The 26,654-nt window shown below is 64.9% G+C and carries 27 protein-coding genes; 14 read left to right on the plus strand and 13 right to left on the minus strand.

Going from position 1 to position 26,654, the window contains the following annotated elements; translation table 11 throughout:
• Window positions 1–26: 26 nt before the first annotated feature.
• The 9 genes from NH14_RS23390 (at window position 27) to NH14_RS23430 (ending at window position 6,818) form a co-directional block, all read left to right on the plus strand.
• Window positions 27–830 carry an RNA polymerase sigma factor gene (locus tag NH14_RS23390; protein ID WP_084225398.1) on the plus strand — a complete coding sequence of 268 codons (804 nt, stop codon included), beginning with the start codon at window positions 27–29 and terminating at the stop codon, window positions 828–830.
• Window positions 820–1,755, plus strand: a complete 936-nt coding sequence (locus NH14_RS23395; RefSeq protein ID WP_035526150.1) for a zf-HC2 domain-containing protein — start codon at window positions 820–822, stop codon at window positions 1,753–1,755. The genes NH14_RS23390 and NH14_RS23395 overlap by 11 nt, the downstream gene beginning before the upstream one ends.
• A 171-nt stretch (window positions 1,756–1,926) precedes the next feature.
• Window positions 1,927–2,298, plus strand: a complete 372-nt coding sequence (gene rpsF / locus NH14_RS23400) for a 30S ribosomal protein S6 (protein ID WP_027818337.1) — start codon at window positions 1,927–1,929, stop codon at window positions 2,296–2,298.
• A 59-nt stretch (window positions 2,299–2,357) separates the two neighbouring features.
• Complete coding sequence (gene priB / locus NH14_RS23405; protein ID WP_028216786.1) at window positions 2,358–2,657, plus strand: primosomal replication protein N; 300 nt, start codon at window positions 2,358–2,360, stop codon at window positions 2,655–2,657.
• A 2-nt stretch (window positions 2,658–2,659) separates the two neighbouring features.
• The gene (gene rpsR / locus NH14_RS23410) at window positions 2,660–2,935 is read left to right on the plus strand and encodes a 30S ribosomal protein S18 (RefSeq protein ID WP_035526157.1); all 276 of its coding nucleotides are present in this window, start codon (window positions 2,660–2,662) and stop codon (window positions 2,933–2,935) included.
• A 27-nt stretch (window positions 2,936–2,962) separates the two neighbouring features.
• Window positions 2,963–3,415 (plus strand): 50S ribosomal protein L9, encoded by a 453-nt coding sequence (rplI, locus tag NH14_RS23415; protein ID WP_035526160.1) that lies wholly within the window; start codon window positions 2,963–2,965, stop codon window positions 3,413–3,415.
• 190 nt (window positions 3,416–3,605) lie between these two features.
• On the plus strand, window positions 3,606–4,988 hold the full coding sequence (locus tag NH14_RS23420; RefSeq protein ID WP_035526163.1) for a replicative DNA helicase: 1,383 nt from the start codon (window positions 3,606–3,608) through the stop codon (window positions 4,986–4,988).
• Between the two features lie 182 nt (window positions 4,989–5,170).
• Entirely contained in the window at window positions 5,171–5,797 is a 627-nt protein-coding gene (locus NH14_RS23425) for a DUF47 domain-containing protein (RefSeq protein WP_035526166.1), read from the plus strand.
• A 10-nt stretch (window positions 5,798–5,807) separates the two neighbouring features.
• On the plus strand, window positions 5,808–6,818 hold the full coding sequence (locus NH14_RS23430; protein ID WP_035526169.1) for an inorganic phosphate transporter: 1,011 nt from the start codon (window positions 5,808–5,810) through the stop codon (window positions 6,816–6,818).
• 98 nt (window positions 6,819–6,916) lie between these two features.
• Here the strand turns inward: NH14_RS23430 and NH14_RS23435 are convergent, their stop codons facing one another.
• The 13 genes from NH14_RS23435 to NH14_RS23495 all read right to left on the minus strand — a co-directional run bounded on the left by NH14_RS23435 (window position 6,917) and on the right by NH14_RS23495 (window position 20,273).
• On the minus strand, window positions 6,917–7,723 hold the full coding sequence (locus NH14_RS23435) for an SDR family oxidoreductase (protein ID WP_035526172.1): 807 nt from the start codon (window positions 7,721–7,723) through the stop codon (window positions 6,917–6,919).
• Between the two features lie 167 nt (window positions 7,724–7,890).
• Window positions 7,891–8,883: a C40 family peptidase gene (locus tag NH14_RS23440; protein ID WP_035526175.1), complete on the minus strand. Its 993-nt coding sequence runs from the start codon at window positions 8,881–8,883 to the stop codon at window positions 7,891–7,893.
• Window positions 8,884–9,128: 245 nt separating this feature from the next.
• The gene (locus NH14_RS23445) at window positions 9,129–10,979 is read right to left on the minus strand and encodes a PhoH family protein (RefSeq protein WP_035526177.1); all 1,851 of its coding nucleotides are present in this window, start codon (window positions 10,977–10,979) and stop codon (window positions 9,129–9,131) included.
• A 127-nt stretch (window positions 10,980–11,106) separates the two neighbouring features.
• Window positions 11,107–11,304, minus strand: coding sequence for a hypothetical protein (locus tag NH14_RS23450; protein WP_152617135.1), 198 nt, complete (start codon window positions 11,302–11,304; stop codon window positions 11,107–11,109).
• 90 nt (window positions 11,305–11,394) lie between these two features.
• Window positions 11,395–11,856, minus strand: coding sequence for a peroxiredoxin (locus NH14_RS23455; RefSeq protein ID WP_035526418.1), 462 nt, complete (start codon window positions 11,854–11,856; stop codon window positions 11,395–11,397).
• A gap of 117 nt (window positions 11,857–11,973) precedes the next feature.
• Entirely contained in the window at window positions 11,974–12,870 is an 897-nt protein-coding gene (locus NH14_RS23460; protein ID WP_035526179.1) for a polysaccharide deacetylase family protein, read from the minus strand.
• 16 nt (window positions 12,871–12,886) lie between these two features.
• Window positions 12,887–13,933, minus strand: a complete 1,047-nt coding sequence (locus NH14_RS23465) for a bifunctional UDP-4-keto-pentose/UDP-xylose synthase (protein WP_052148034.1) — start codon at window positions 13,931–13,933, stop codon at window positions 12,887–12,889.
• Window positions 13,930–14,877 carry a formyltransferase gene (locus NH14_RS23470; protein WP_035526181.1) on the minus strand — a complete coding sequence of 316 codons (948 nt, stop codon included), beginning with the start codon at window positions 14,875–14,877 and terminating at the stop codon, window positions 13,930–13,932. Before NH14_RS23470 ends, NH14_RS23465 begins: the two co-directional genes overlap by 4 nt.
• Complete coding sequence (locus NH14_RS23475; protein WP_052148045.1) at window positions 14,874–15,968, minus strand: glycosyltransferase; 1,095 nt, start codon at window positions 15,966–15,968, stop codon at window positions 14,874–14,876. Before NH14_RS23475 ends, NH14_RS23470 begins: the two co-directional genes overlap by 4 nt.
• 119 nt (window positions 15,969–16,087) lie before the next feature.
• Window positions 16,088–17,263, minus strand: coding sequence for a DegT/DnrJ/EryC1/StrS family aminotransferase (locus NH14_RS23480; protein WP_035526183.1), 1,176 nt, complete (start codon window positions 17,261–17,263; stop codon window positions 16,088–16,090).
• A gap of 118 nt (window positions 17,264–17,381) precedes the next feature.
• On the minus strand, window positions 17,382–17,753 hold the full coding sequence (locus NH14_RS23485; RefSeq protein WP_028219199.1) for an SMR family transporter: 372 nt from the start codon (window positions 17,751–17,753) through the stop codon (window positions 17,382–17,384).
• Between the two features lie 281 nt (window positions 17,754–18,034).
• On the minus strand, window positions 18,035–19,726 hold the full coding sequence (locus NH14_RS23490) for a glycosyltransferase family 39 protein (protein WP_035526184.1): 1,692 nt from the start codon (window positions 19,724–19,726) through the stop codon (window positions 18,035–18,037).
• Between the two features lie 172 nt (window positions 19,727–19,898).
• Entirely contained in the window at window positions 19,899–20,273 is a 375-nt protein-coding gene (locus tag NH14_RS23495; RefSeq protein WP_035526186.1) for an Mth938-like domain-containing protein, read from the minus strand.
• A gap of 477 nt (window positions 20,274–20,750) precedes the next feature.
• On the opposite strand from NH14_RS23495, the gene NH14_RS23500 reads away from it, so the two are divergent.
• From NH14_RS23500 to moaD, 5 genes are all read left to right on the plus strand, one after another.
• Window positions 20,751–21,989, plus strand: a complete 1,239-nt coding sequence (locus tag NH14_RS23500; protein WP_167556497.1) for a pyridoxal phosphate-dependent aminotransferase — start codon at window positions 20,751–20,753, stop codon at window positions 21,987–21,989.
• 97 nt (window positions 21,990–22,086) lie between these two features.
• Window positions 22,087–23,418 carry a homoserine dehydrogenase gene (locus NH14_RS23505; RefSeq protein WP_035526192.1) on the plus strand — a complete coding sequence of 444 codons (1,332 nt, stop codon included), beginning with the start codon at window positions 22,087–22,089 and terminating at the stop codon, window positions 23,416–23,418.
• Between the two features lie 22 nt (window positions 23,419–23,440).
• Complete coding sequence (gene thrC, locus NH14_RS23510; RefSeq protein WP_035526194.1) at window positions 23,441–24,892, plus strand: threonine synthase; 1,452 nt, start codon at window positions 23,441–23,443, stop codon at window positions 24,890–24,892.
• A gap of 222 nt (window positions 24,893–25,114) precedes the next feature.
• On the plus strand, window positions 25,115–26,359 hold the full coding sequence (locus NH14_RS23515; protein WP_035526426.1) for a molybdopterin molybdotransferase MoeA: 1,245 nt from the start codon (window positions 25,115–25,117) through the stop codon (window positions 26,357–26,359).
• Window positions 26,360–26,374: 15 nt separating this feature from the next.
• On the plus strand, window positions 26,375–26,632 hold the full coding sequence (gene moaD / locus NH14_RS23520; protein WP_035526196.1) for a molybdopterin converting factor subunit 1: 258 nt from the start codon (window positions 26,375–26,377) through the stop codon (window positions 26,630–26,632).
• Window positions 26,633–26,654 lie beyond the last annotated feature (22 nt).

Consider the following 26,654-nt stretch of genomic DNA (forward strand, 5'->3'; position numbering starts at 1 on the left):
GCGAATCCGCGAACGGGGCGCACGAGATGCACGAAGTGCACGAGGGATCCGGTGATGCGCAGCGCAGCCGCCGTTTTCAGGCGCTGGCGTTGCCGCATCTGGACGCCGCGTACAACCTCGCCCGCTGGCTCTCGCGTAACCCCGGCGACGCTGAGGACATTGTGCAGGAAGCTTTTTTGCGGGCGTTCCGCTTCTTCGACGCGTTTCGCGGCGACCACGCGCGGCCTTGGCTGCTCGCGATCGTGCGGCGCGTCTGGTACGACGAGTGGCGGCGGCGCGCGGGCGCGGAGGAAGTGGCGCCGTTCGACGAGTTGCGCGACGACCAGCCGCCGGAGGGCTGGGACACGGGCAGCGCCGACCCGGAGGCGCTCGCGATCCGCGCCGAGGATGCGCGGCATGTGCAGGAAGCGCTGCGGCGCCTGCCGGTTGAGTACCGCGAGGTGCTCGTATTGCGCGAACTGGAGGAGTTCGGTTATCGCGAGATCGCGGCGATCATCGACGTGCCGGTGGGCACGGTGATGTCGCGGCTCGCACGGGGCCGCAAGCGCCTTGCCGCGATGCTGGCGGCGCACGCGCGGAGCGGTGATGCTGCGGCCGGGCCGGCAAAGACGGTTGAAAGGACGACCGGCGATGCGGGCAATATGGCCGACAACGGGGCCAATGACGCAGCCAGCAAGGCAGATTTCGGGGCAAGCAGCAAAGCGTGGAGACCATCCGGCCGGGGATCCGACGGCCGGTTCCGGGAGGAGCCGGCCGTCGACGGCGGAGCGCGCGAGCCTCAGGGGCCGTGTGTGCCACGTCCTGCCACGGAGGCGCCTGATGAACTGTGACGAAGCGCGCCCGCTGATCGACGCGAGCGTCGACCGTGAACTTTCCGCCGCCGACGAATGGCGCGTGCGCGAGCATCTGGCTGGCTGCGCGCAATGCCGCAGCGCGGCTGCGAATGTCGAGGCCATTTCCCGTGTGACGCGTGCGGCGTCCTACTACCGGGCTCCGGAGAGTTTGGCCGCGCGCATTGTGGCGGCGTTGCCGCCCGCGCAAAGCTCTCCGACGATTTCGGACAGCGTCCGATACGCGGAGCCGGCACGAACCGGCGCATGGCGCCGCTGGCTGCACGGATGGTGGCCGTTGCCTGGCATGCGGGGGCGTGCGGCGGGCGAGGGCGGTACTGGCGGGGCGGCCCACGGCGCTGGCGGCGCGCGCACGGCCGGCGCGCCTGCTGCGGGACTCGCGGGGTTTGCAGGCGCCGTGGTAGTTCTTTGCATCCTGAGCGTGGCGGCGGTTTTGCATTTGCGCCAACCGGCAGCCGGTGGAGCTTTCGTCGAGGAACTCGTGGCCAGCCACGTGCGTGCGCAGATCTCGGGACGCGACCTCGACGTGGTGTCCACCGACCGCCATACGGTGAAGCCGTGGTTCAACGGCCGCATCGACTATGCGCCGCCCGTTGAGGACTTCTCGGCGCAAGGCTTCCCGCTCGCGGGCGGCCGCCTCGATTATGTGGGGCGCGAACGGGTCGCGGTGCTGGTCTACCGCTATCGCAAGCATGTGATCGACGTCTATGTATTCCCGCCCGGCGTGGCGGGACCGGTGACGGAGGCCGACGCGCCTCGCGCTAGCGAAGGCTATTCGCTTGCCCGCTGGCAGGCCGCCGGCATGACCTGGTGGGCCGTCACCGATGCGGGCCCGGACGCGCTCGCCGGCCTGCGCGCGGCGCTCGACGCGCGGCTCGCGGACAGCCGCAGCGGCAGTGGCTGAGACGTCGGCGGGCACGCGTCGCCGCGCAAGTCCTTGAAAACATGCCCGAAACGCTGCGCGAAACCATAATTCCGGTTGCATGAGTGGGGTAGATCGCGCTACAATCTTCGGCTTCTCACTTGCCGCACCGGTTCCGACGCCCGGGTGGCTTTAATCCACAAGGAGTGATTCATGCGTCATTATGAAATCGTATTCATCGTGCACCCCGATCAAAGCGAGCAAGTGCCCGCGATGATCGAGCGTTACAAGAGCACGATCACGTCGCACGGTGGTCAGATCCACCGCATCGAAGACTGGGGCCGTCGTCAACTGGCCTACATGATCGAGAAACTCGCGAAGGCTCACTACGTCTGCATGAACATCGAATGCGACCAGACCACGCTCGACGAGCTGGAACACGCATTCAAGTTCAACGACGCTGTTCTGCGTCACCTCATCGTCAAGATGAAGAAGGCCGAAACCGGCCCGTCGCCGATGATGAAGGAAGTGCAGCGCGAAGAAGCCAAGAAGGCGGCTGCCCAGCCGACCGAAGCGCAGGCTTAATAACACAAGCCACCAGGATCAACGCTCATTTGCCTGACTCATTTGCTTAAATTCGTCCCGTGAACAGGCTGCAGCTTACGGCTAGCGTCGTAGAACGCGAACCGGTGCGGTACACCCCCGCCGGCGTTCCGATCGCAAGCGTCACGTTGCAGCACCGCACGGAGGTCGTCGAAGCCGGCATTGCCCGTTTCGTCGAACTCACGATGCCCGCGGTGGCGGCCGGCAAGGCCTGCGGTCTCGTCGAAAGCTGCGAAATGGGCGTGGAAGCGCTCTTCACCGGTTTTCTGGCGAAAAAGCACCGCAATGCGCGAACCCTGGTGTTTCACATCACCGAAATGCAAGGCACAGGAAAGGACTAATCATGGCCCGCCCTACTGGTAAGAAATTCGACAAGCGTCGTCAGCAACAAAACCCGCTCTTCAAGCGCAAGAAGTTCTGCCGCTTCACGGCTGCAGGCGTCGAGCAGATCGACTACAAGGACCTCGATACGCTGAAGGACTTCATCGGCGAAAACGGCAAGATCACGCCGGCTCGTCTGACGGGTACGAAGGCCCACTATCAGCGTCAGCTGGACACGGCTATCAAGCGCGCGCGTTTCCTCGCGCTGATGCCGTACACCGACCAGCACAAGGCCTAATAAGACGACGCGATAAGGAGCAATAGAATGCAGATCATTCTTCTGGAAAAAGTCGTCAACCTGGGTAACCTCGGCGACATCGTCAAGGTGAAGGACGGTTACGCACGTAACTTCCTGATCCCCAACAAGAAGGCACGCCGTGCCACGAAAGACGCAATCGCTGAATTCGAAGTTCGCCGCGCCGAACTCGAAAAGGCCGCCGCTGAAAAGCTGGCAGCCGCTCAAGCCGAAGGCGAAAAGCTCAACGGCCTGACCGTTCAGATCGGCCAGAAGGCTGGCGTGGACGGCCGTCTGTTCGGCTCGGTCACGAACGCGGACATCGCCGTTGCGCTCGGCAAGGTTGGCTTTGCAGTGGAAAAGGCGCAAGTGCGTCTGCCGGAAGGCCCGCTGAAGATGGTGGGTGACCACCCGGTGCAAGTTTCGCTGCACACCGACGTCCTCGTTGACGTCATGGTGTCGGTGCTGGGCGAGCACGTCTAAGCATCCAGGCAGCCTGCGGGGCGACCCGCCAGGCCGCTTGAGCGCTGTAAATTAAAAAAGGCAGGAGCCCCCCGCGGCTTCTGCCTTTTTTGTTGTGCGCACAGCCGCCTCTGAAGTACTGGCGCTGCGCCGTCGAATTGCTGCCGTTTTGCTTGTTCCAGGTAGCCGGCTTGTCCGATAATTGCCCTCCATGAACGCTCCGAAAGACCCCCAACTCGAATCGCTGAAAGTCCCGCCGCATTCGATCGAGGCCGAACAGTCGGTGCTCGGCGGCCTGCTGCTGGATAACGGCGCCTGGGACCGGATTGCCGACTTCCTCTCGCAAAGCGACTTCTACCGCTACGATCACCGCCTCATCTTCGAACATATCGGTCGCCTGATTTCGGGCGCGCGCCCGGCCGACGTGGTGACCGTGTACGAGGCGCTTGGCACCTCGGGCAAGGCCGAGGAGGTGGGCGGGCTCGCGTACCTGAACGCGCTTGCGCAGAACACGCCGAGCGCCGCGAACATTCGCCGCTACGCCGAAATCGTGCGCGACCGCGCGGTGCTGCGCCGCCTGGTGTCGGTCGCCGACGAAATTTCCGCCGATGCTTTCAACCCCCAGGGCAAGGAAGTGCGGCAACTGCTCGACGAAGCCGAGGCGAAGGTGTTCTCGATCGCCGAGGACGGCGCGCGCGGCACCCAGGGCTTCCTCGAAATCGGGCCGCTGCTCACGCAGGTGGTCGAGCGCATCGACACGCTCTACCACACGGCCAATCCGAGCGACGTGACGGGCACGCCCACCGGGTTCATCGACCTCGACCGCATGACCTCGGGCATGCACGGCGGAGAGTTGATCATCGTGGCGGGACGTCCGTCGATGGGCAAAACCGCATTTTCCATGAACGTTGGCGAATACGTGGCCGTGGAGTACGGGTTGCCGGTCGCGGTGTTTTCGATGGAAATGCCGGGCACGCAGCTCATCATGCGGATGCTCGGTTCGGTCGGGCGGCTGGACCAGCATCGTATGCGCACGGGCCGTCTCACCGACGAGGATTGGCCCAAGCTCACGCACGCTGTGCAGAAAATGAGCGAGGCGCAAATCTTCATCGACGAAACCGGCGGCCTGAACCCGATGGAGCTGCGCTCGCGCGCGCGGCGTCTGTCGCGCCAGTGCGGCAAGCTCGGGCTCATCATCATCGATTACCTCCAGCTGATGAGCGGTTCTTCGTCGGGCGAAAATCGCGCGACAGAGATTTCGGAGATTTCGCGCTCGCTCAAGAGTCTCGCGAAGGAGCTCGACGTGCCCGTGATCGCGCTGTCACAGCTCAACCGCGGTCTCGAACAGCGTCCCAACAAGCGTCCGGTCATGTCCGACCTGCGCGAATCGGGCGCCATCGAACAGGATGCGGACGTCATTCTGTTTATCTACCGCGATGAAGTCTACAATCCCGACAGCCCTGATAAAGGCACTGCCGAGATCATCATCGGTAAGCAGCGTAATGGTCCGATCGGGCCAGTTCGACTCACGTTCCACGGCCAATACACGAAGTTCGACAATTTTGCCGGCGCGCAGAACTTCTACGGCGAGTAAGGCGAAGTAGCGGGGATTCCGCAGGGAAACGGGGGTCGGGCTTGCGCCAAAGTGGCGCAAACCATGTTGTGACATCCCGGAATGCATGCGGCGTCCAGCCCGTGACGATACAATGTCGCCGTTTTATGACGGCTATCTTGCCGTTTTGTGACGGCGATCCGAGACCAATTACCGGGATTCCAATGTTCGGTCGATTCATGCCCACTGAGGGCAAGTTCTTCGAAATCTTCAACGCGCACGCAAAGTGCATCGTATCCGCAGCCCGCGAGCTCGAGCTCCTGATCGACAATCTGGCTGATGCGGAAGTTCATAAACAGAACGTGCAGACCGCCGAAAAGGCCGCCGACAAGCTCACGCACGAAGCCATCGACCTGCTGCACAAGACCTTCATCACGCCGCTGGACCGCGACGAGATCCACAAGCTGATCACGACGATGGACGACTGCCTCGACCTCATGGAGGACGTCGCCACGGCCATCTCGCTGTACGACGTGCAGTCGGTGACCTCCGAGGCCAGCCAGCTCGCGCACGTGGTCACGGCCACGGCCGAGCGCGTGCAGGCGGCAGTGGCGCTGCTCTCCGACATGAAGCAGGCGCGCGAGATCCTGAAGGCGTGCGAGGACATCGACCGCCTCGAATCGGACGCGGACCGGCTGCTGCGCGCGGCCATGTCCAAGCTCTTCCGCGAGGAAGACAATGTCAAGACGCTGATCAAGCTGAAGGCGATCTACGAGATCCTCGAAGCGATCACGGACAAGTGCGAGGATGTCGCGAACATCATCGAAGGCATCGTGCTAGAGAACGCCTGAGCGGACCGCGATGCATTCGATACAACTCGCCCTCTGGGTGGTCGTCGGACTGGTGGCCATCTCCCTCATCTTCGACTTCATGAACGGCTTTCACGACGCGGCGAATTCCATCGCCACCGTCGTGTCGACGGGCGTGCTCAAGCCGCAGCAGGCCGTGGCGTTCGCCGCCATGTTCAACGTGATTGCCTATTTCGTCTTCCACCTGAAGGTGGCGCAGACGGTGGGCAAGGGCACCATCGACCCCGATATCGTCGACCACTACGTGGTGTTCGGCGCGCTCGTGGGGGCGATCGGCTGGAACGTGCTCACCTGGTACTACGGCATTCCGTCGAGCTCGTCGCACGCGCTGATCGGCGGGCTTGTGGGGGCCGCGCTCGCCAAGTCGGGCTGGCACTCGTTGAACTTCGACGGCCTCATGAAGACCGTTGCCTTCATCTTCATCTCGCCGCTGCTCGGCTTCGTGCTGGGCTCGTTCTTCATGCTCACGGTGTCGTGGCTGTATTTCCGCACGCCGCCAAGCAAGGTGGACCGGCGTTTCCGGCGTCTGCAGCTGATCTCCGCGGGTCTCTACAGCCTCGGCCACGGCGGCAACGACGCGCAAAAGACCATCGGCATCATCTGGATGCTGCTGATCGCAACGGGCTACGCCTCGGCAACGGCAGCGGCTCCGCCCATCTGGGTGATCGGCGGCTGTTATCTGTCGATGGGCATCGGCACGCTGTTCGGCGGCTGGCGGATCGTGCGCACCATGGGTCAAAAAATCACCAAGCTCAAGCCCGTGGGCGGCTTCTGCGCGGAGTCGGGCGGGGCGCTCACGCTCTTCACGGCTTCGGCGCTGGGCATTCCCGTGTCCACGACGCATACGATCACCGGTGCGATCGTCGGCGTGGGTGCGACCCAGAAGCTCAGCGCCGTGCGCTGGGGCGTGGCGGGCAACATCGTCTGGGCCTGGATTCTGACGATTCCGGCTTCGGCCACGCTCGCAGCAGCAGGCTGGTGGATCGGTCACCGGTTGCTGTAAGTCGGTCAGCCAGGACAGGTTGGACAGCGCGGCGCCTTCGGGCGCCGTTCTTGTTTGGGCGTGGCCCGATCGCCCGATTGAGCATGCCCGCCTGCGGATCAGATGATCGGCGTTGTGCAGCCGTCCATCGGCACGATCGCGCCGGTCACGTAGCTGGCCCGGCGGCTCGCCAGAAAGAGTGCAACGTCGGCGATTTCCTCCGGCTTCGCATAGCGCCCGAGCGGCACCCTGGCCTCGCCGCGAGCGAGCGCCTCTTCGGCGCTGACGCTTTCGTGTTCCGCTTCCAGTTGCAAGGCCTCTTGCAGGCGTTCGGTGAGCGTCGCGCCCGGGTTGATCGCGTTGATACGGATGCCGTAGCGCGCGTGATAATGCGCCAGCCCCACCGTGGCGAGCATGAGCGCCGCATTCGCCGCGCCACCCGCGATATGGATGTCGCTTGCGTACTTGCCGCCCATCCCGATGATGTTGACGATCGCGCCCGGCTCCCGGGCCGCGCCAGCCTTGATGCGTTCCACCATGCGGCGCAGCACCTCCTGCTGCGGGTAGATGTACGGGAAGTACTTGGCTTCCATGGTCGCCTTGAACGCGTCGGCGTCGAGCGATTCCGGGTCGTAGCGGCGCGCGGCGCCCGCACTGTTGATGAGGATGTCGATGGGCCCCACGGCCGTGGTGACTTCCTCGACCACGTCGGCGGCGCTATGGGGCTCGTGCAGGTCGGCGCGCGTGAGATGGATATGGAGCCCTTCGCTCGCCAGTTGCTCGCGCGCGCGCGCCAGGTTGGCGGGATCGCGCGAGACGATCGCGACTTTCGCGCCTTCCTTTGCGAACGCGCGGGCGCACGCGAGGCCGATTCCCTTGCTGCCGCCCGTGACCAGAACCACTTTGCTGCCGAGTCCGAGTTCCATCGCTGCCTCGCTGCGCGAAAGTGAAAAACAGTCCCAAAACGATAGCAGACGCGCAGCGCGCGCGAAACCGCCGAAGTCTTTGATTGACCTTTCGGCCAGGGGCTGGCGGGTTGCGGACGCCACGCGGCCAAAGGCCCGGCTGGGGCGTTCGGCTGCGGACGCGCGGCTCAGAACGAGCCGGTGGCGAAGCGGGCGATCGGATCGTCGCTCGATTGCGTGGGGGCGGGGACACTGCCGCCGGTCGTCGACGCCCGCATGATCTGTGCGGGCGCATCTGAAGACGATGCGGGCTCGATCGGCGTCGAACCCGCTTGTGCGGCCTGGCGTGCTGCTGCGCTCATGCCGGGAGGCGGCGGCTCGAAGGCATCGGCTGGCGCGGCGCTGCCGGCATAGGCGGGCTGCGGCGTCGACGTCAAGCGGCTTTGATCCACCATAGCAACGCGCGGTGCTGGCGGCGTGGCGGCGGGTGCCATGGCGGTTGCGGTGGCGTTGGTTCGCGAGGCTGAAGGCGCCGCTGGAGCCGGACCAAGCGCGGGAGCCGCAGCCGCAACAGCCGCCGCCTGTGCGGCTGGCGCAGGTGTGGCGGCTTCCCAGGTCGGTGTATCGAACGGCGTGGTCGGGGCGCGCTTCGCTGGCGCCATGCGCCGAATGCCGTCGAAATGTTTGGCCCAGTACGGGTTGGTCAGGTAGTCGAGCCGCACCGTGCCACCCGTGGACGGCGCATTGACGAAGCGCAGCTTGCCGACATAAATGCCTACGTGAGAGTGCGGCCTGCCGGTCGTATTGAAGAACACGAGGTCGCCAGCCGCGATTTCATCGGGATCGATGGCCTCGCCGCGCTGGCTGATATCGGCCGTGGTGCGTGGCAGATCTACTTGGGCCGAGCGCGCGAACACGTATTTCACCAGACCGCTGCAATCGAAGCCGCTGTCGGGCGTATTGCCGCCCCAGCGGTATGGAATGCCCACGAGGCTCATCGCCTGGATGGAGATTTCCTCGCGCCCTACGCTGTGATCGACGAAATTGGGGAAGCCCGGCGGCTTGGTGCGCCACGCATTGGCGCTCGAACCCGAACTGCCGCTGTGCGAGGTCTTCTGCGGCGTGCTGGAACACGCTGCAAGAAACACCACGATCAGTAAGGGAAGCCAGAGTCGCCGCATGAAAATGCAGTAGACAAACGCCTGGCGTTTGCCATTGGGGAAAACCGGTAATGAGCGGATGGTAGCCCGCCGAACATGGCTTCGGCAAGAAATCTTCACAACTTACTTGAAGTTCGCGCGTGGCCTGTTGCGGGTTCGGCACGCACAAACGGTGCTTCGGCGAATAAAAAAAGACCGTATCCGGTTGCCCGGATACGGTCCTTCGGGTGGCGTCCCGCGCTTCGCGAAGCGCGGCAAGCGTGGCTTTACAGAATGTCTGACGCGTAATCGGCGAGACGCGAGCGCTCGCCGCGTGCGAGCGTCACGTGGCCGCTATGCGCCCAGCCCTTGAAGCGGTCGACCACGTAGGTGAGGCCGGAACTGCCTTCGGTCAGGTACGGCGTATCGATCTGCGCGATGTTGCCCAGACACACGATCTTCGTGCCCGGACCGGCGCGCGTGACGAGCGTTTTCATCTGCTTGGGCGTCAGGTTCTGTGCCTCGTCGATGATCAGATACTTGTCCACGAACGTGCGGCCGCGCATGAAGTTCATGCTTTTGACTTTCAGGCGTGAGCGGATCAGCTCCTGGGTCGCGGCGCGCCCCCATTCGCCGGCGGCGTCGTCGGTCTTCTGGAGTACTTCGAGGTTGTCGTCGAAGGCGCCCATCCACGGCTGCATCTTTTCCTCTTCGGTGCCGGGCAGGAAGCCGATGTCTTCGCCCACCGGCACCGTCGCGCGCGTCACGATGATCTCGTTGTAGCGCTTGTCGTCGAGCACCTGGGCGAGTCCCGCCGCGAGCGCGACGAGCGTCTTGCCCGTGCCGGCCTGGCCGAGCAGCGTGACGAAGTCGATCTCGGGATTCATCAACAGGTTCAGCGCGAAGTTCTGCTCGCGGTTGCGCGCCGTGATGCCCCACACGTTGTTCTTGTGGTGGCCGTAGTCGCGCAACGTTTGCAGCAGCGCCGTCTTGCCGTTGAGCTCGCGCACGATCGCGTGGAACGCGGGTTCGCCGTTCTGAGGCTCCAGATAGACGAACTCGTTCACGAGCATCGAGAGGCACTCGGGGCCCGTCACGCGGTAGTACGTCGTGCCGGTCTTGGTGTCCTGCCACGACTCCATGCCCTTGGCGTGCTTGGTCCAGAAGTCCTGTGTCAGCGGACGGATGCCCGAGTAGAGCAGGTCCTTGTCTTCGAGGACCTGGTCGTTGAAGTAGTCTTCGGCGGGCAGGCCGAGCGCGTGCGCCTTGATGCGCATGTTGATGTCTTTCGACACCAGCACGACGAGGTGGTCCGGCCGGTCGCGCTGGAGCGCGCGCACGACGCCGAGGATCTGGTTGTCGGCCTTGCCTTCGGGCAGGCCGTCGACCGGATCGATGTGCGTGAGCGTGGTCTGGAAGTACAGACGCCCGAGCGCCTCGCGGCTGCCGAGTCGGTCGAGCGAGATGCCTTCCGAGATCGGGCCGGCGTTGGCGACGAGCTGATCGAGCGTGCGGCTCACCTGACGCGCGTTGCGCGCCACTTCCGACATGCCCTTCTTGTGGTTGTCGAGTTCTTCCAGCGTCATCATCGGCAGGAAGACGTCATGCTCCTCGAAGCGGAACAGGCAGGTCGGATCGTGCATCAGCACGTTCGTATCGAGCACGAAGAGCTTCTGGACCTCCATGGTCTCTTCGGGGTGCAGGCGCTTTTTCGTGCTCGTGCGCGGAGCGCTCGCGGTGCCGCCGCCTGCTGTTTTGGCCGAAGGCGATTTGCCGCCGCGCGCCATGGGTGCCGCAGGTGCAGCAGGCGTTTCGGTTTGCGGTTCGGCATGCGCTTGCACCGGCTGCAGCAGCGCAGCAGTTTGCTGCTTGCGTTTTCGCACCGGCGCCGGTGCGACCGGTTCGAGCGCTGCGAGTTCGGCGCTGGCGGTGTGCATGGGCACGGTGCGCAGCGTGGTCGCCGCGTTGGCAGCGGGTGTCATCGGCTCGGCGACGCTGTCCGCGCCATAGTCGGCGACATCGGCGGCGTCGTTTTCGCTCGCCGCTTTGCGCGTGCTGCGGGTCGTGCGGGCACGCGCCTTGTACTCATCGGGCGGCAGCAGATTGCCGAGCTTGCTGGGGGGGGTAGGCAAAGGCATGGTGTCCCTCGAAAAATTCGGGTCGAGTGGTCGCGGTGTTGACCGTACGGTGCGCGTACGGTGCGCTTTCTGGCGGGGCGTGCGGGTGCCGGGTAAGGCACCCGCCGTGACCGCGCCGGGTGCGCGCTCAGGTCTGAAAATGCCGGTTCGCCTGTTTTTCGATCGGCTCCTTGACGTTGACGCGCGCCGGGTCGCTAATCCGGTGCGACGTGGAGGGAGTGACTGCAAACAAAGAAACAAACAAAAAAGCCGCCGCCCCGGGTGACGAGGCAAGCGGCTTGACTGCTTTAATGGCGCGTTGCCCCGGATGCGCTGGAACGGTCATCCTGTGACCGTTCTCAAGACCGCGCGGGCGTGGCAAATGCGACAAAAAATGGGGTGGACAGGCACTCATTGCAGCCCAATATAACGCGCCTCACAGCGCTTGTACAGCCTCCAGGACCTCCTCGACATGGCCCGGCACCTTGAGTCCGCGCCACTCCTGGCGCAGTACGCCGCTGGCGTCGATGAGGAACGTGGAGCGCTCGATTCCTCTCACTTCTTTGCCATACATTTTCTTCATTTTGATGACGTTGAAGAGCGAGCAGAGCGCTTCGTCGCCATCCGATACCAAAGTAAACGGCAATTCGAGCTTGGTCTTGAAGTTCTCGTGCGAGCGCACGCTGTCGCGCGAGACGCCCACGATCGTGGCGCCCGCCTTCTTGAACTTCGGATAGAGGTCGCGGAACTCCATGCCTTCGCGCGTGCAGCCTGGCGTGTTGTCTTTCGGGTAGAAGTACAGCACGACCTTGTTGCCCTTGAGGCTCGAAAGCGTGAAGTCGCCGCCGGTGGCGGGCGCGGTGAAATCGGGAACGGGTTGGTCGACTGCGATGGTCACGTCAGGCACGTGGCTCTCCTGTTGTTATGGGCTGGCACGGGCGGCGCGATTCGCGTGAATCGGCGCTGCGGCGCAGTCTCGTGCACGCTGCGCCGCGGCATCGCCTTGCTGCGGATTTCAGTCGGGCTGGACGATCAACTGGCCCGAGCGGCCGGTGATCTCGCCCCAGGTGACAGGGTACGATGGCAGCGAAGCCGGGTCCAGCGCCGCATGGTAGTCGCCCATCGTGGCAAAGGTATGGCCTTGCGCGCGCCAGCCGGCAAGCAGCTGCTCGAACACCGGTGCGAGCTTCTGGCCTTCGAGCTCGGCATGCAGCGTGAACACCTGGTCATGCGGATTGCGCTCGGTACGCTTGAGCAGCCACGCAGCGACGTTGTCGATGTCCACGCCGTCCACGCCCAGCACTTCGTCAAGCGTGGGCAGCGTCGTGGGCATCTGCACGTGGTTGAGCGTGCGCCCGCGCACCACGGGGCGATAGGGCGAATGCCCGCGTCCGTCCGAGGCGTACTTCATGCCCCACGTGTCGATCTGCTCGAACGCGGCCTCGTTCATCTGCCAGCCGGCGGCGCCGTGCGTGACGGGCGCGATGCCGAAGATCCGCGTGAAGCGCTCGTGGCTCTTGTTCATCTCGCGCGCGGTCCAGGCGGGTTCGCGGCTGCGCACGTTGTCCTGCCAGTAGACGTGATCCCACGTGTGAATGCCGCATTCGAAGCCGGCTTCGTGGATCGCGCGCATCTCGGCAGCCGCGCGCACGCCGATGTCGGGGCCGGGCAGCAGCACGCCGTACATCAGTTGCTTGACGCCGTAGTGCTCGACCACGGACGTGCGCGAGACTTTCTTGAGAAAGCCCGGCCGGAACACGCGGCGCAGCGCCCAGCCCGTGTGGTCCGGGCCGAGACTGAAGAGGAACGTTGCGCGCGCCTTGTAGCGATCGAAGATGCGGGCGAGATTCGGCACGCCTTCGCGCGTGCCGCGCAGCGTGTCGACGTCGATTTTCAGGACGATGCGGGCCAAGGAGCGGGTCCTTCGCTTATTGCTGCTCGACCAGCGCGCGTGCTTCGGCCACGTGGCCGCGGTACGCTTCGAAGATCTTGCGCAGCGCTTCGTCGAAGGTCGACGTCGGCGCCCAGCCGAGTTCCTGCATCGTGTTCTCGATCTTCGGCACGCGGTTCTGCACGTCCTGATAGCCCGCGCCGTAGTACGCGCCCGACGACGTTTCGACGAGCTGGACCTTCTTTGCGGAGTCGGCGTACTCGGGGAACTCGGCAGCGAGCGCCAGCATCTTGTGCGCGAGTTCGCGCACCGAGAAGTTGTTGGTCGGGTTGCCGATGTTGTAGATCTTGCCCGTGGCGACGCCGCCCTTGTTCTCGATGATCTTCATGAGCGCTTCGATGCCGTCGTCGATGTCGGTGAACGCGCGCTTTTGTGCGCCGCCGTCGACGAGGCTGATGTTCTCGCCGCGCACGATATGGCCGAGGAACTGCGTGACGACGCGCGACGAACCTTCCTTCGGCGTGTAGATCGAGTCGAGGCCCGGTCCGATCCAGTTGAACGGACGGAATAGCGTGAAGTTCAGGCCTTCCATGCCGTAGCCCCAGATCACGCGGTCCATGAGCTGCTTGGAGCACGCGTAGATCCAGCGCGGCTTGTTGATCGGGCCGTAGGTGAGAGCGGATGCGTCCGGGTCGAACTGCTCGTCCGAGCACATGCCATAGACCTCGGAGGTCGACGGGAAGACCAGATGCTTGCGGTACTTCACCGCCGAACGCACGATCGGCAGGTTCGCCTCGAAGTCGAGTTCGAACACGCGCAGCGGCTGCTGCACGTAGGTCGCGGGCGTGGCGATCGCCACCAGCGGCAGTATCACGTCGCACTTCTTGACGTGATACTCGACCCACTCCTTGTTGATCGTGATGTCGCCTTCGAAGAAGTGCATCCGCTCATGCTTGACGAGATCGCCGAGGCGGTCCGTCTGCATGTCCATCCCGAACACTTCCCAGTTCGTGGTTTCGAGGATGCGCTTGGAGAGGTGATGGCCGATAAAGCCGTTCACACCCAGGATCAGGACTTTTTTCATGGACGGGGGACAGATGAAGTGAGTTCGGAGAACGCGGCGGGGGTAACGATGGTCTCTTGACCATTGTGCTGGCGCCGCAGTTCGTGGATCGCGATGGCGCGGCCGTCGCCGCAGACGGCGAAAAGCGCATTATCGCTTACGTGGATACCCGGGGGCAATTGGCCCGATATGCCGGGCGTCGCTGCGCCGGGCCGCACGAGGCGCGCACGGCAGATCACGAAGCGCTCGCTGCCGACGTCGGCGAACGCGCCGGGATAGGGCGGCGCGACCGCGCGGATCAGGTTGTAGACGTCCTGGGCGCGCTGCGTGAAATCGATGCGGCCGTCTTCGGGCTTGCGCCCGCCGTAGTAGCTGCCATGCGAGAGATCGTTCGGCAGATGCGGCGCCTCGCCCGCGATCAGCGCGGGCAGCACACGCCAGAGCGTCTGCTCGGCGGCCACCGTCACCTTGTCGAACACCATCGCGGCGGTGTCGTCGGGCAGGATCGGCACAGGGGTCTGCGCGATGATTGCGCCCGCATCGGGCTTGGCGGCCATCTCGTGCAGCGTCGCGCCGGTCTCGGTCTCGCCCTTGAGCACGGCCCAGTTCGTGGGCACGCGGCCGCGATACTTCGGCAGCAGCGAGCCGTGCATGTTGTAGGCACCGCGCCCGGCGATCGCGAGCAGGTCCACCGGCAGCATGTGCCGGTAGTAAAACGAGAAGATGAAGTCGGGCCGCGCGGCGGCAACGGCTGCGCGCAGCTCGTGGCTTTTCGGATCGGCGGGCGTGATGACGTCGATGCCATGCTCCTCGGCCACCGACTTCACGCTGCCGAACCAGATGTTTTCGGTCGGGCTGTCCTCGTGAGTGACGACGAGCGCGACGTCCACGCCGCGCGCGAGCAGCACCTGCAGGCAGCGCACGCCCACATTGTGATACGCGAAAACGACGGCGCGCGGCTTCATGACTGGGCTCCTCGCTGTGTGCCAGGGTTTGCGTCCTGATTTGCGGCGGGTCCGGTGCCGACATTGAGCGACGCCTGCACGCCCTGCACGACGTCCTGGCGAGGCGCGCCCACCACTTCGCGGCCGTTGCGTTCTTCGAGGATCGTCTGCACGAGATAGCGCGGACGCGCACGCACTTGCTGATAGATGCGGCCGATGTATTCGCCGAGCAGGCCGAGCGCGAAGATGATCACGCCGAGCAGGAAAAACGTGATGGCGAACAGTGTGAACACGCCTTGCACTTCCGCGCCGAGAATAAAGCGGCGAATCAGCAGCAAGATGAAGAGGCCCGCGGAGCCGAGCGAGAGAATCACGCCGATGAACGAGAGCCACTGCAGCGGCACTACCGAGAAGCCGGTCACGAGGTCGAAGTTCAGGCGGATCAGGCTATAGAGCGAATACTTCGATTCGCCCGCGAAGCGTTCTTCGTGCGCGACATCGACTTCCACCGGGTTCTGCGCGAACGTATAGGCGAGCGCGGGAATGAAGGTGTTGATCTCGCCGCAGCGGTTGATCGTGTCGATGATGTGACGGTTGTAGGCGCGCAGCATGCAGCCCTGGTCGGTCATCTTGATGCGCGTGATGCGTTCGCGCAGGCGGTTCATCATCTGCGAGGCCTTGCGGCGCCACAGGCTGTCCTGGCGCTGCATGCGGATGGTGCCCACGTAGTCGTAGCCTTCGCGCATCTTCTCGACGAGCTTGCCGATTTCCTCGGGCGGGTTCTGCAGGTCGGCGTCGAGCGTGATGACGATTTCGCCGCGCGCCTGCTCGAAGCCCGCGAGAATCGCCATGTGCTGGCCGTAGTTGCCGTTGAGCAGGATCGCGCGCGTGGTGTCGGGCCGGGCGCGGAACTGCTCGGCGAGCATCGCGGCCGAGCGGTCGCGGCTGCCGTCGTTGATGAAAATGATTTCGTACGAGGTGCGGAGGGCGTCGAGCGCCGGGTACAGGCGCGCGAACAGCGCGGCGAGCCCCGCTTCCTCGTTGTAGACCGGAATGATGACCGAGACTTCCGGCGACTCCGGGGTCAAGGTGCGTTGTTCCGTTTGAGTCATGAGTGCGTCTTTTCCGTTCTGGTGATGCATGTAATTGGCGTCGAAATTGCCGCTCTCAAGCAGGTGCGTCCCCCTGGGTTGCTGCACCCGCGTGCCTGAATCCCGTGTAAAGCGCCGGGTCAGGCGGCGGCGCCGACTGCGTACTGCGTGCAGATGTCGTCGACGGCGCGGCATACCCGCGCCACGTCGGCGACGCTCATCTGCGTGAAGAGCGGCAGCGTGACCGTGGTCGCGCCGAACCGCTCGGCGTGCGGGAACATGCCCGCACGGAAGCCGCGCTCGCGATAGAGCGTGAACAGATGAATGGCCGGGTAGTGCACGCCCGAGCCGATGCCGCGCTCCTGAAGCTGCTTCATGAAGCCCGCGCGGTCGAGCGTGAGCTTCTCGAGCGGCAGCGTGATCTGGAACATGTGCCAGTTGCTGTTGGTGAAGTCCGCAACCGGCAGGCCCACGCCGAGCTTAACGGCAGCGCTGCCCTCGAAGCCCGTGAAATAGGCATGCGCGAGCTTGCGGCGCTGCTCGGTGAAACGCTGGATGTGCTTGAGCTGGCCGAGGCCCACGCGTGCCGCCACGTCCGTGAGATTGTACTTGCCGCCGAGCACGTCGCAGTCCATGCCGTCGAAGCCCGTGCGCGTGATGCCCTGCAGACGGTACTTGCGGGCGAGTTCGGCTTCGTCCGCGTTGTTGAGCACGAGCGCGCCGCCTTCGATCGACGTGAGGTTCTTGTTGGCGTGGAAACTGAACGAGACGATGTCGCCGATCGCGCCGATGCGCTTGCCGTCCCACGTCGAGCCGAACGCCTGCGCCGCGTCTTCGATCACGCGCAGCTTGTGCTGGCGGGCGATGGCGTAGAGGCGGTCCATGTCGACGGGCAGGCCGGCGAGATAGACGGGGATGATCGCCTTCGTGCGCGGCGTGATGGCGGCTTCGAGCTTGTCGAGGTCGATGTTGCGCGTGACGGGGTCGATATCGGCGAACACCGGCGTCGCGCCCACTTCGTAGACCACGTTGCTGGTTGCGACCCACGAGGCGGGCGTGGTGATGACCTCGTCGCCGGGGCCCACGCCCGCAATGCGCAGGCCGATTTCGAGCGTCGCGGTGCCGGAGTTGAAGGTGCGCACGGGGCGGCCGCCGCAGTACTCGGAGAGCGCGGCCTCGAACGCCTGGTTCTGCGGACCGGTCGTAATCCAGCCCGAGCGCAGCACGTCGGCGACGCCCGCGATGGTTTCTTCGTCGATTTCGGGCTTGACGAACGGCAGGAACGGAACGGAAGACTGCGCGGTTGACTGGGTCATGAGTGCTTTGCTCGTGAGAACGTCAGAAAAAATCGGAATTCGGCTGCGGTGCAAGAATGCCAGAGACGCACAGTGGCGCCTCGATGCGTGCCCGGGCGTGCTTCGGTGCGCTGCGTCATTAGCTGCGCGCGAGCACGAACACGCCGATCAGGATGATGCCGATGCCAACGAGGCGCTGCACGCTCAGCACCTCGCCGAACAGATACCACGCTGCGAACGCGTTGACCACGTAGCCGAGCGAGAGCATCGGATAGGCGATCGAGACGTCCACGCGCGAGAGTCCCACGATCCACACGACCACGCTGAACACGTAGCAAGTGAGCCCGCCGATGATCGGCAGTTGCGTTGCCAGCTTCCAGCCAATGGGCAGGATGTTCGCACGGGTGAATTCGAAGTGTCCAACGGCATTGACACCGGCTTTCAGCAACAGTTGCGCACAGGCATTCAGGCTGACGCCGGCGAGGATGCAGATGAGGGAAATCGGATTCATCGTGTTGGATGGCTAATAGGGGCCTGATAGAGGCGCGAAGTGAATTAGGGCGAATTTGCCGTGGGCGCGTGGCTGGCGGGCCCGCTCCGATTGCCCTGGCGGCGCAGTGGCCGGCGTGCGGACGGGTTCGCCACGGCGGCGGCTGCGGGCGGCTGCCTTCACAACCGCCATTCGCAGCGGAAATTCGCAGCGGTCATTCGCAGCCGCCACGCTCCACGCAGCGGCGGCGCCCAGCATTATCGCCTATGCGCGCGGCATGGCCGCCGCAAGAGGGGGAAGCATCAGGGTTGCGGCTTCTCGACGATCACGCGGCGCGAGTCGCGCGCGATCACCTGCATCGGGAAACCTTGGGCGGCCAGCTCGTTGTAGCGGTCCGATGGCAGCAGCGCGAGCGCATAGCGCTCGCTTTTCCAGCGCTGCTCCCATTCCGCGATGGTCGGCACCCATTTTTGCGGCTCCTCGGAGATGCCGAAGGCCAGTTCGTCGGTGACTTGCACCATCGTCATCGGGTGGCGCACGTAGAAGGGCATCGTGTGGTCGAGCACGCCCACCGAGTAGAACGGCGTGTCCGGCGGCAGTTTCGCGATGGCTGCGCGCACCGCGGGCGCGAGCGGCGCGCCCGAGCTGAGCGTGCCGAACACGTCGTGCCCGGTGCCTGCGATGGTCGCGAGCAGCAGCCAGGCGGCGCCGAGCGCCACGGCCGGCGCGCTGGCGCCCGTCTCGGGCGTGCGTTTCGCGCGGTTCAGGCGCAGCCCGATCATGGTGGCGATGAAGGCGACCGCGGCGGCCGCGAACACCCAGACCTGGAACTCGCGATAGAGCGCGTTCGGATTGCGCGAGTCGCCGATGCGCGTAAGCACGAAGGAACCGGCCATCAGCGCGACGGCGAGCATCGCGTAACCCGCCAGATGGCGGTTCCACTGCGGGCGCGTCATGAGCGGCAGATACAGGCCGATGACGAGCGCGAGCGGCGGCGCGATCGGCAGCGTGTACGACAGCAGCTTCGAGTGCGAGGCGCTGAAGAACAGGAAGATGAACACGCTCCAGACCAGCATCAGCGTGACGGGGGCGAAGCCGTTGGGCTGCTTCGGCGCGCGCAGTGCGTGGCGCACGCTTTGCACGCTCACCGAGAGCCACGGCAGGAAGCCCACTAGCATCACGGGTACAAAGTAATACAACGGGCCGGGCCGGTTCTGCGCGGGCGTGAGATAGCGCTGGAACTGCTGGACGATGAAGAAGAAGTTGAAGAACTCGGGATTGCGCTGCTGCACCAGCACGAACCAGGGCGAGACGATCGCGAAGAACACGATCAGCCCGCTCACGAGGTAGAGGCGCTTCCAGAGCGCCCAGTCGCGCGCGATCACGGTGTAGAGCACCAGCACCGCGCCCGGCAGAATCAGGCCGATCAGGCCCTTCGAGAGTACCGCGAGCGCCATCGCCCCCCAGCAGACCCACATCCACAGGCGCGCCGCGCGCGTGGGCAGGTTCGGGCGCTGGGCGAGCAACAGCGCGCAAAGCGTCAGTTCCATCCAGAACGACAGGGCCATGTCGAGCGTGTCGAAGTGGCCCATCAGGTTCCAGTACGGTGCGCAAGCGAGCACGAGCGCGGCGAAGAAGCCCGTGGCGGCGTTAAAGACGCGTGCGCCGGTGAAGCCGATGAGCAGCACGCCCGCGAAGCCCGTGAGCGCCGTGTAGAGGCGCGCCTGCCATTCGCCGATGCCGAACCACGCGAACGTGAGTGCATTCATCCAGGTTTGCAGCGGCGGCTTCTCGAAATACTTGTAGTCGTTGTAGCGCGGGGTGATCCAGTCGCCGCTAGCGAGCATTTCGCGCGCCATTTCGGCGTAGCGGCCTTCGTCGCTCGGCACCAGATGGCGCCAGCCAAGCGGCACGAACCAGATGACGGCGAGGGCGACGATCAGGAGCAGGATTGCGCTGCGATTGAGCGGCAGCCGCGAGGGCGTATCGTTCATGGGTTCCAGCCTGTTCTTGTTGATGTTGCAGTCGGTCAGGCGGCGCTGCGCCCGTGATCTCATGGCGGGCGTGCAGCGCCCGCGCGGCGCGCAAGTGTACTACGGCGCGCCCGGCTTACCTGAAGGCGGGCTTAAGGCGCTGCGAAACCGCCTGCTTTCGGTCAGGATTGAATCAGGATTCGATCAGGAGCGCGGCGGCCACGCGCCGGCCTTCGGCCATCAGGATGTTGTAAGTGCGGCAGGCGGCCTTGAAGTCCATGGCCTCCACACCGATGCGCTTCGCGCCAAGCGCGGCAGTCAGGCGCGGATGGGGAAAGCGCAGCCGGTCGCCGCTGCCGAACACCACGACCTCGGGGGCGAGCGGCAGCAGCATTTCGAAAAGTTCGGGGCTCAAGGCATCGAACGCACTGACCGGCCAAGGCATGACGGGCGTCTCGGGCATCACGATGACGCTGCCGGTATGGCGTTCGAGATTGATTTCGACGTAATCGGCGCCGTAACCGGTGACGGTGTTCAGGGCGCCGCTGGAGTCCTGGTGTAGTTTCAAAACTTCGGTTCCGGAAGGTCTCGGTTCGAAAGGCGCGCGGCTTGGTGCGCATTGCGGAAGTCGGCCAAAATCCGCTAAATTATAACTTTTTAGCGGCTGCGACGACGGGCCTTGCTCAAAAGGGTCCGATGGCGTGCTCAGAGGCGCGCCGAAGGTGCGACCAGCGCCGGCCCCGGCAGTGGACCTTCCGTGTGCGCATGGCGTGCGCCTTTAGTGCGCCGTTGTGCGCCGTTAGTGCGCCTTGTGCCATCCGCATCAGCCCATCGGCCCGGGTCATCATCCATCGAAGGGCGAACGCAGTCACAAGCTGCAGGCTGGCTGCCAGACCGTACAATCCATGATTCGTGCATTGTGTGCCGCCCCCTTTGCGGTCCGCAGCCCCGCGCGTCGTCTATGCCGATCAACCCCGTCGCAGCCCGATCCAGCTTTTCAGACTGCCCCCGAAAACATCAAACGCTTTTGGACCAACCGCCCGCCGTGAAACCGATCCTCAAATCCAACAAGCTGCAGAACGTTTGCTACGACATCCGGGGGCCGGTGCTCGAGCATGCCAAGCGCCTCGAAGAAGAAGGCCACCGCATCATCAAGCTGAATATCGGCAATCTCGCGCCGTTCGGTTTCGATGCGCCCGACGAGGTCATTCAGGACATGATCCTGAACCTGCCGGGCTCCTCGGGGTATTCGGACTCGAAGGGCGTATTCGCCGCGCGCAAGGCGATCATGCATTACGCGCAGCAAAAGGGCGTGAAGGGCGTCGAGCTCGACGACATCTACATCGGCAACGGCGCGTCCGAGCTGATCGTGATGGCGATGCAGGCGCTTCTGAACGACGAGGACGAAGTGCTGCTGCCGGCGCCCGACTACCCGCTCTGGACGGCGGCGGTGAGCCTGTCGGGCGGCACGCCCGTGCATTACATCTGCGACGAGTCGAACGCCTGGATGCCGGATCTGGACGACATCCGCGCGAAGATCACGCCGAACACGCGCGCGCTGGTGGTCATCAACCCGAACAACCCCACGGGCGCGCTGTACTCGGACGAACTGCTGCGCGGCCTCGTGGCCATCGCGCGCGAGCACGGCCTGATCATTTTCGCCGACGAGGTCTACGACAAGATCATCTACGACGGCAAGAGCCACACGGCGCTCGGCTCGCTGTCCGAAGACGTCATCACGGTCACGCTGAACAGCCTGTCGAAGAGCTATCGCGCGTGCGGTTACCGCGCGGGCTGGATGTTCCTCTCGGGCATGACGGCCGAGAACCGCCGCCGCTCGAAGGACTATACCGAGGGCCTGGGCATTCTGGCCTCGATGCGCCTGTGCGCGAACGTGCCCGGCCAGTACGCGATCCAGACGGCGCTGGGCGGCTACCAGAGCATCAACGAGCTGATCCAGCCGGGCGGGCGCCTGTATCGCCAGCGCGAACTCGCCTACAACATGCTCACGGCCATTCCAGGCGTGACCTGCGTGAAGCCCGAGGCGGCGCTCTACATGTTCCCGCGCCTCGACCCGAAGCTTTATCCGATCGAGGACGACCAGCAGTTCATTCTCGATCTGCTGCTCGCGGAGCGCGTCTTGCTGGTGCAGGGCACGGGCTTCAACTGGAAGCAGCCTGACCACTTCCGCGTGGTGTTTCTGCCGAACGTCGACGACCTGACCGATTCGATCAACCGCATCGCGCGTTTCCTCGACAACTATCGGCAGAGGCACGGCACCTGAGCCGCGTCCGGCATATTCACCACGCGCGCCGCGCGGCCGATGTTCCGGCGCGGCGCAACCGCTTTTCCTTTTAAACACTTAGACGAACACACGCTGCATGGAACCGATCAAAGTAGGTCTCTTGGGCTTCGGCACGGTGGGCAGCGGCACCTTCACGGTACTGCGCCGCAACCAGGAAGAAATCAAACGCCGCGCGGGCCGCGGCATCGAGGTTGCGCGCATCGCCGTGCGCAACCCGGCCAAGGCCACGGCGGCGCTCGGCGCCGAAGCCGGCACGGTCGAACTCACGAGCGACTTCAACGCGGTCGTCGACGACCCGTCGATTTCGATCATCGCTGAAATGATCGGCGGCACGGGCGTTGCGAAGGACCTCGTGCTGCGCGCCATCGCCAACGGCAAGCACGTGGTCACCGCGAACAAGGCCCTGCTGGCGGTCCATGGCACCGAGATCTTCGAAGCGGCGAGCGCCAAGGGCGTGATGGTCGCGTTCGAGGCGGCGGTCGCGGGCGGCATTCCCATCATCAAGGCGCTGCGCGAAGGCCTCACGGCCAACCGCATCGAGTACATCGCGGGCATCATCAACGGCACCACGAACTACATCCTCTCGGAAATGCGCGAGCGCGGCCTCGACTTCGCGACCGCGCTGAAGGCCGCGCAGGAGCTGGGCTACGCCGAAGCCGATCCGACCTTCGACATCGAAGGTGTGGACGCCGCGCACAAGGCCACGATCATGAGCGCGATCGCGTTCGGCGTGCCCGTGCAGTTCGACAAGGCTTACGTGGAAGGCATCAGCAAGCTCGACGCCATCGACATCAAGTACGCGGAAGAACTCGGCTACCGCATCAAGCTGCTCGGCATCGCGCGCCGCACGGAGAAGGGCATCGAGCTGCGCACGCACCCCACGCTGATCCCGGCCAAGCGCCTGCTCGCAAACGTGGAAGGCGCGATGAACGCGGTGGTCGTGCACGGCGACGCCGTGGGCACGACGCTCTACTACGGCAAGGGCGCGGGCTCGGAGCCGACGGCCTCGGCCGTGGTAGCGGATCTCGTCGATGTCACGCGCCTGCATACGGCCGACCCCGAGCACCGCGTGCCGCATCTGGCGTTCCAGCCGGACAGCCTCTCGAACACGCCGATCCTGCCGATCGACGAAGTCACGAGCGGCTACTACCTGCGTTTGCGCGTGGCCGACCAGACCGGCGTGATGGCCGACATCACGCGCATCCTTGCGGACAGCGGCATTTCGATCGACGCGCTGCTGCAGAAGGAATCGGAGCAGGTCGACGCACAGGGCAAGGCGGAAACCGACATCATCCTGATCACGCATGAGACGGTCGAGAAGCGCGTCAACGCGGCGATTGCGCAGGTGGAGAAGCTGGCGACCGTGAAGTCGTCGGTGACGAAGCTGCGCATGGAAGGACTGAACTGAAGCGCTGAATAAGGCAAAGGCAATGAACTACGTATCGACGCGCGGCGCGGGTGCCGGCGAGCATCACTCGTTTTCCGACATCCTGCTGGGCGGCCTCGCGCGCGACGGCGGCCTGTATCTGCCGGCTGAATACCCGCGGATTAGCAAGGAAGAACTCGCGCGCTGGCGCGGCCTCTCGTACGCGGACCTCGCGTTCGAGGTCCTCTCGAAGTTCAGCGACGACATTCCCGCCGAGGACCTGCGCGACCTGACGCGCCGCACCTATACCGCCGCCACGTACTGCAACGTGCGCCATGGCGAGGACGCGAGCAAGATCACGCCGCTCACCACGCTCGGCGAGGAAAACGGCGCGCAGCTCTCGCTGCTCGAACTCTCGAACGGCCCGACGCTCGCGTTCAAGGACATGGCGATGCAGCTGCTCGGCAACCTGTTCGAGTACGCGCTCGCGAAGGCGGGGCAGCAGCTGAACATTCTCGGCGCGACTTCCGGCGACACCGGCAGCGCCGCTGAATATGCGATGCGCGGCAAGAAGGGCGTGCGCGTGTTCATGCTCTCACCGCACAAGAAGATGAGCGCGTTCCAGACCGCGCAGATGTTCAGCCTGCAGGACCCGAACATCTTCAATATCGCGGTGGAAGGCGTGTTCGACGACTGCCAGGACATCGTCAAGGCCGTCTCGAACGACCACTCGTACAAGGCGCAGCAGAAGATCGGCACGGTCAATTCGATCAACTGGGCGCGCGTCGTGGCCCAGGTCGTCTACTACTTCGCAGGCTACTTCGCGGCCACGAAGAGCAACGACGAGCGCGTCTCGTTCACGGTGCCCTCGGGCAACTTCGGCAACGTCTGCGCAGGCCATATCGCGCGCATGATGGGCCTGCCGATCGAGAAGCTCGTGGTCGCCACCAACGAGAACGACGTGCTCGACGAATTCTTCCGCACGGGCATCTACCGCGTGCGCGGCTCGGCCGAAACGTATCACACGACCAGCCCGAGCATGGACATCTCGAAGGCGTCGAACTTCGAGCGCTTCGTCTACGACCTGCTCGGCCGCGATCCGGCGCGCGTGACGCAACTGTTCCGCGATGTCGAGGAAAAGGGTGGTTTCGATCTCGCGGCCAGCGGCGATTTCGTGCGCGTGCAGCAATTCGGCTTCGTGTCGGGGCGCAGCAGCCACGACGACCGCATCGCCACGATCCGCGACGTGTACGCGCGCTATCAGACCATGATCGACACGCACACCGCGGACGGCGTGAAGGTCGCGCGCGAGCACTTGCAGCCGGGCGTGCCGATGATCGTGCTCGAAACCGCGCAGCCGGTGAAGTTCGGCGAGACGATTCGCGAGGCGCTCGATCGCGAGGCCGAGCGCCCGGCGGCGTTCGAAGGCCTGGAGGCGCTGCCGCAGCGCTTCGAAGTCATGCCGGCCGATGCCCAGCGCGTGAAGGACTACATCGCCGCTCATACGGGGCTTTGATGGCCTGCTGAGTGGCCGGTGAACCCTGGTCGCGCTCGCGGCCAGGGTGCTGAAAATCCGTGGCATAAAGCGTAGCGGCGCAACGCCGCGTCCTCGCCGCTACAATATCGACAGACCACTTCTGTCGAAGACGCCGCACGCGGCGTCCAGTCAAGCCCAACATTCCCGCCAATGTCCACGCCTCAATCGCCATCCTCCGCTGCCGCCGCGCCGCGCGCGCCGATGCTCTCGACCGCCGACGCGCTCGCCACCTTGCTGGCCGCCGCCAGGCCCCTGACCGATGCCGCGCCCGGCAGCGCCACCGAGACGCTGTCGACCTTCGACGCGCTCAATCGCGTGCTGGCGGTCGAGGTCGTCTCGCCGCTCGACGTGCCGCCGATGCACACGAGCGCGATGGACGGTTACGCGGTGCGCGTGGCCGATCTCGCGCAGGGTAGCCGCCGCCTGCCGGTTTCGCAGCGCGTGCCCGCCGGACATGCGCCGCAGCCGCTCGCGGCGGGCACGGCGGCGCGAATTTTTACGGGCGCGACGGTGCCTCCGGGCGCCGATGCCGTGGTGATGCAGGAGCAGACCGAAACGGCCGGCGGCGAAGTGACGATCCTGCATGCGCCGAAGGCCGGCGAGTGGATCACCGCTCAGGGCGCCGATATCAAGAAGGGGTCGGTGATCCTGCCCGCGGGCACGCGGCTCACGCCGGCGGCGCTCGGGCTGGCGGCGTCGGTGGGCTGCGCGACGCTCACGGTCGCGCGCCGCGTGAAAGTTGCGGTGTTCTTCACCGGCGACGAGTTGACCATGCCGGGCGAGCCGCTCAGGCCGGGCGCGATCTACAACTCGAACCGCTTCACCCTGACGGGCCTGTTGCGCAACCTCGGCTGCGAAGTCACTGACTACGGCATCGTGCCGGACCGGCTCGACGTCACCCGCGCGACGCTGCGCGAGGCCGCCGCGAAGCATGACCTGATCCTGACCTCGGGCGGCGTTTCCGTGGGCGAGGAAGACCACGTGAGACCGGCGGTGGAGGCCGAAGGGCACATCAACATGTGGCAGATCGCGATGAAGCCGGGCAAGCCGCTGGCGTTCGGCGCGGTGCGCCGGCCGCAGGGCGGCGTGCAGGCTGCCGCCGATGAGGCGTTCTTCATCGGTCTGCCGGGCAACCCGGTGTCGAGCTTCGTCACCTTCCTGCTGTTCGTGCGGCCGTTCCTGCTGCGCCTTTCCGGCGCGACGCACGTGAGTCCGCGCGCGCTTTCGCTGCGCGCCGATTTCACGCAGGCCAAGGCAGATCGCCGTAACGAATTCCTGCGCGCGCGCGTGAACCCGGCGGGCGGCCTCGACCTGTTCGCGAATCAGAGCTCGGCGGTGCTGACCTCGACCGTATGGGGCGACGGCCTCATCGATAATCCGCCCAATCATGCGATCAGCGCGGGCGAGACCGTGCGTTTCATCCCTTTCACCGAATTGTTGTATTGAGTTGAGCATCATCCGATGAAGATCCAGTTGAAATTTTTTGCGAGCGTGCGCGAGGCGCTGGGCGTGGCCGACGAGTCGGTCACGCTGCCCGAGGGCATCGTTACGGTCGGCGACGTGCGCGGCTGGCTGCGCGCGCGCGGTGGCGTCTGGGCGGAAACGCTGGCGGAGGGGCGTGCGCTGCGCATGGCCTGCAACCATGTCATGACCGATGCGGCCACGCGTATCACCGACGGCTGTGAAGTGGCGTTTTTCCCGCCGGTCACGGGCGGTTGATTCACCAGGACCACCAAGGGCG

It is taken from the genome of Paraburkholderia sacchari (assembly GCF_000785435.2).
GTDB lineage: Bacteria > Pseudomonadota > Gammaproteobacteria > Burkholderiales > Burkholderiaceae > Paraburkholderia > Paraburkholderia sacchari.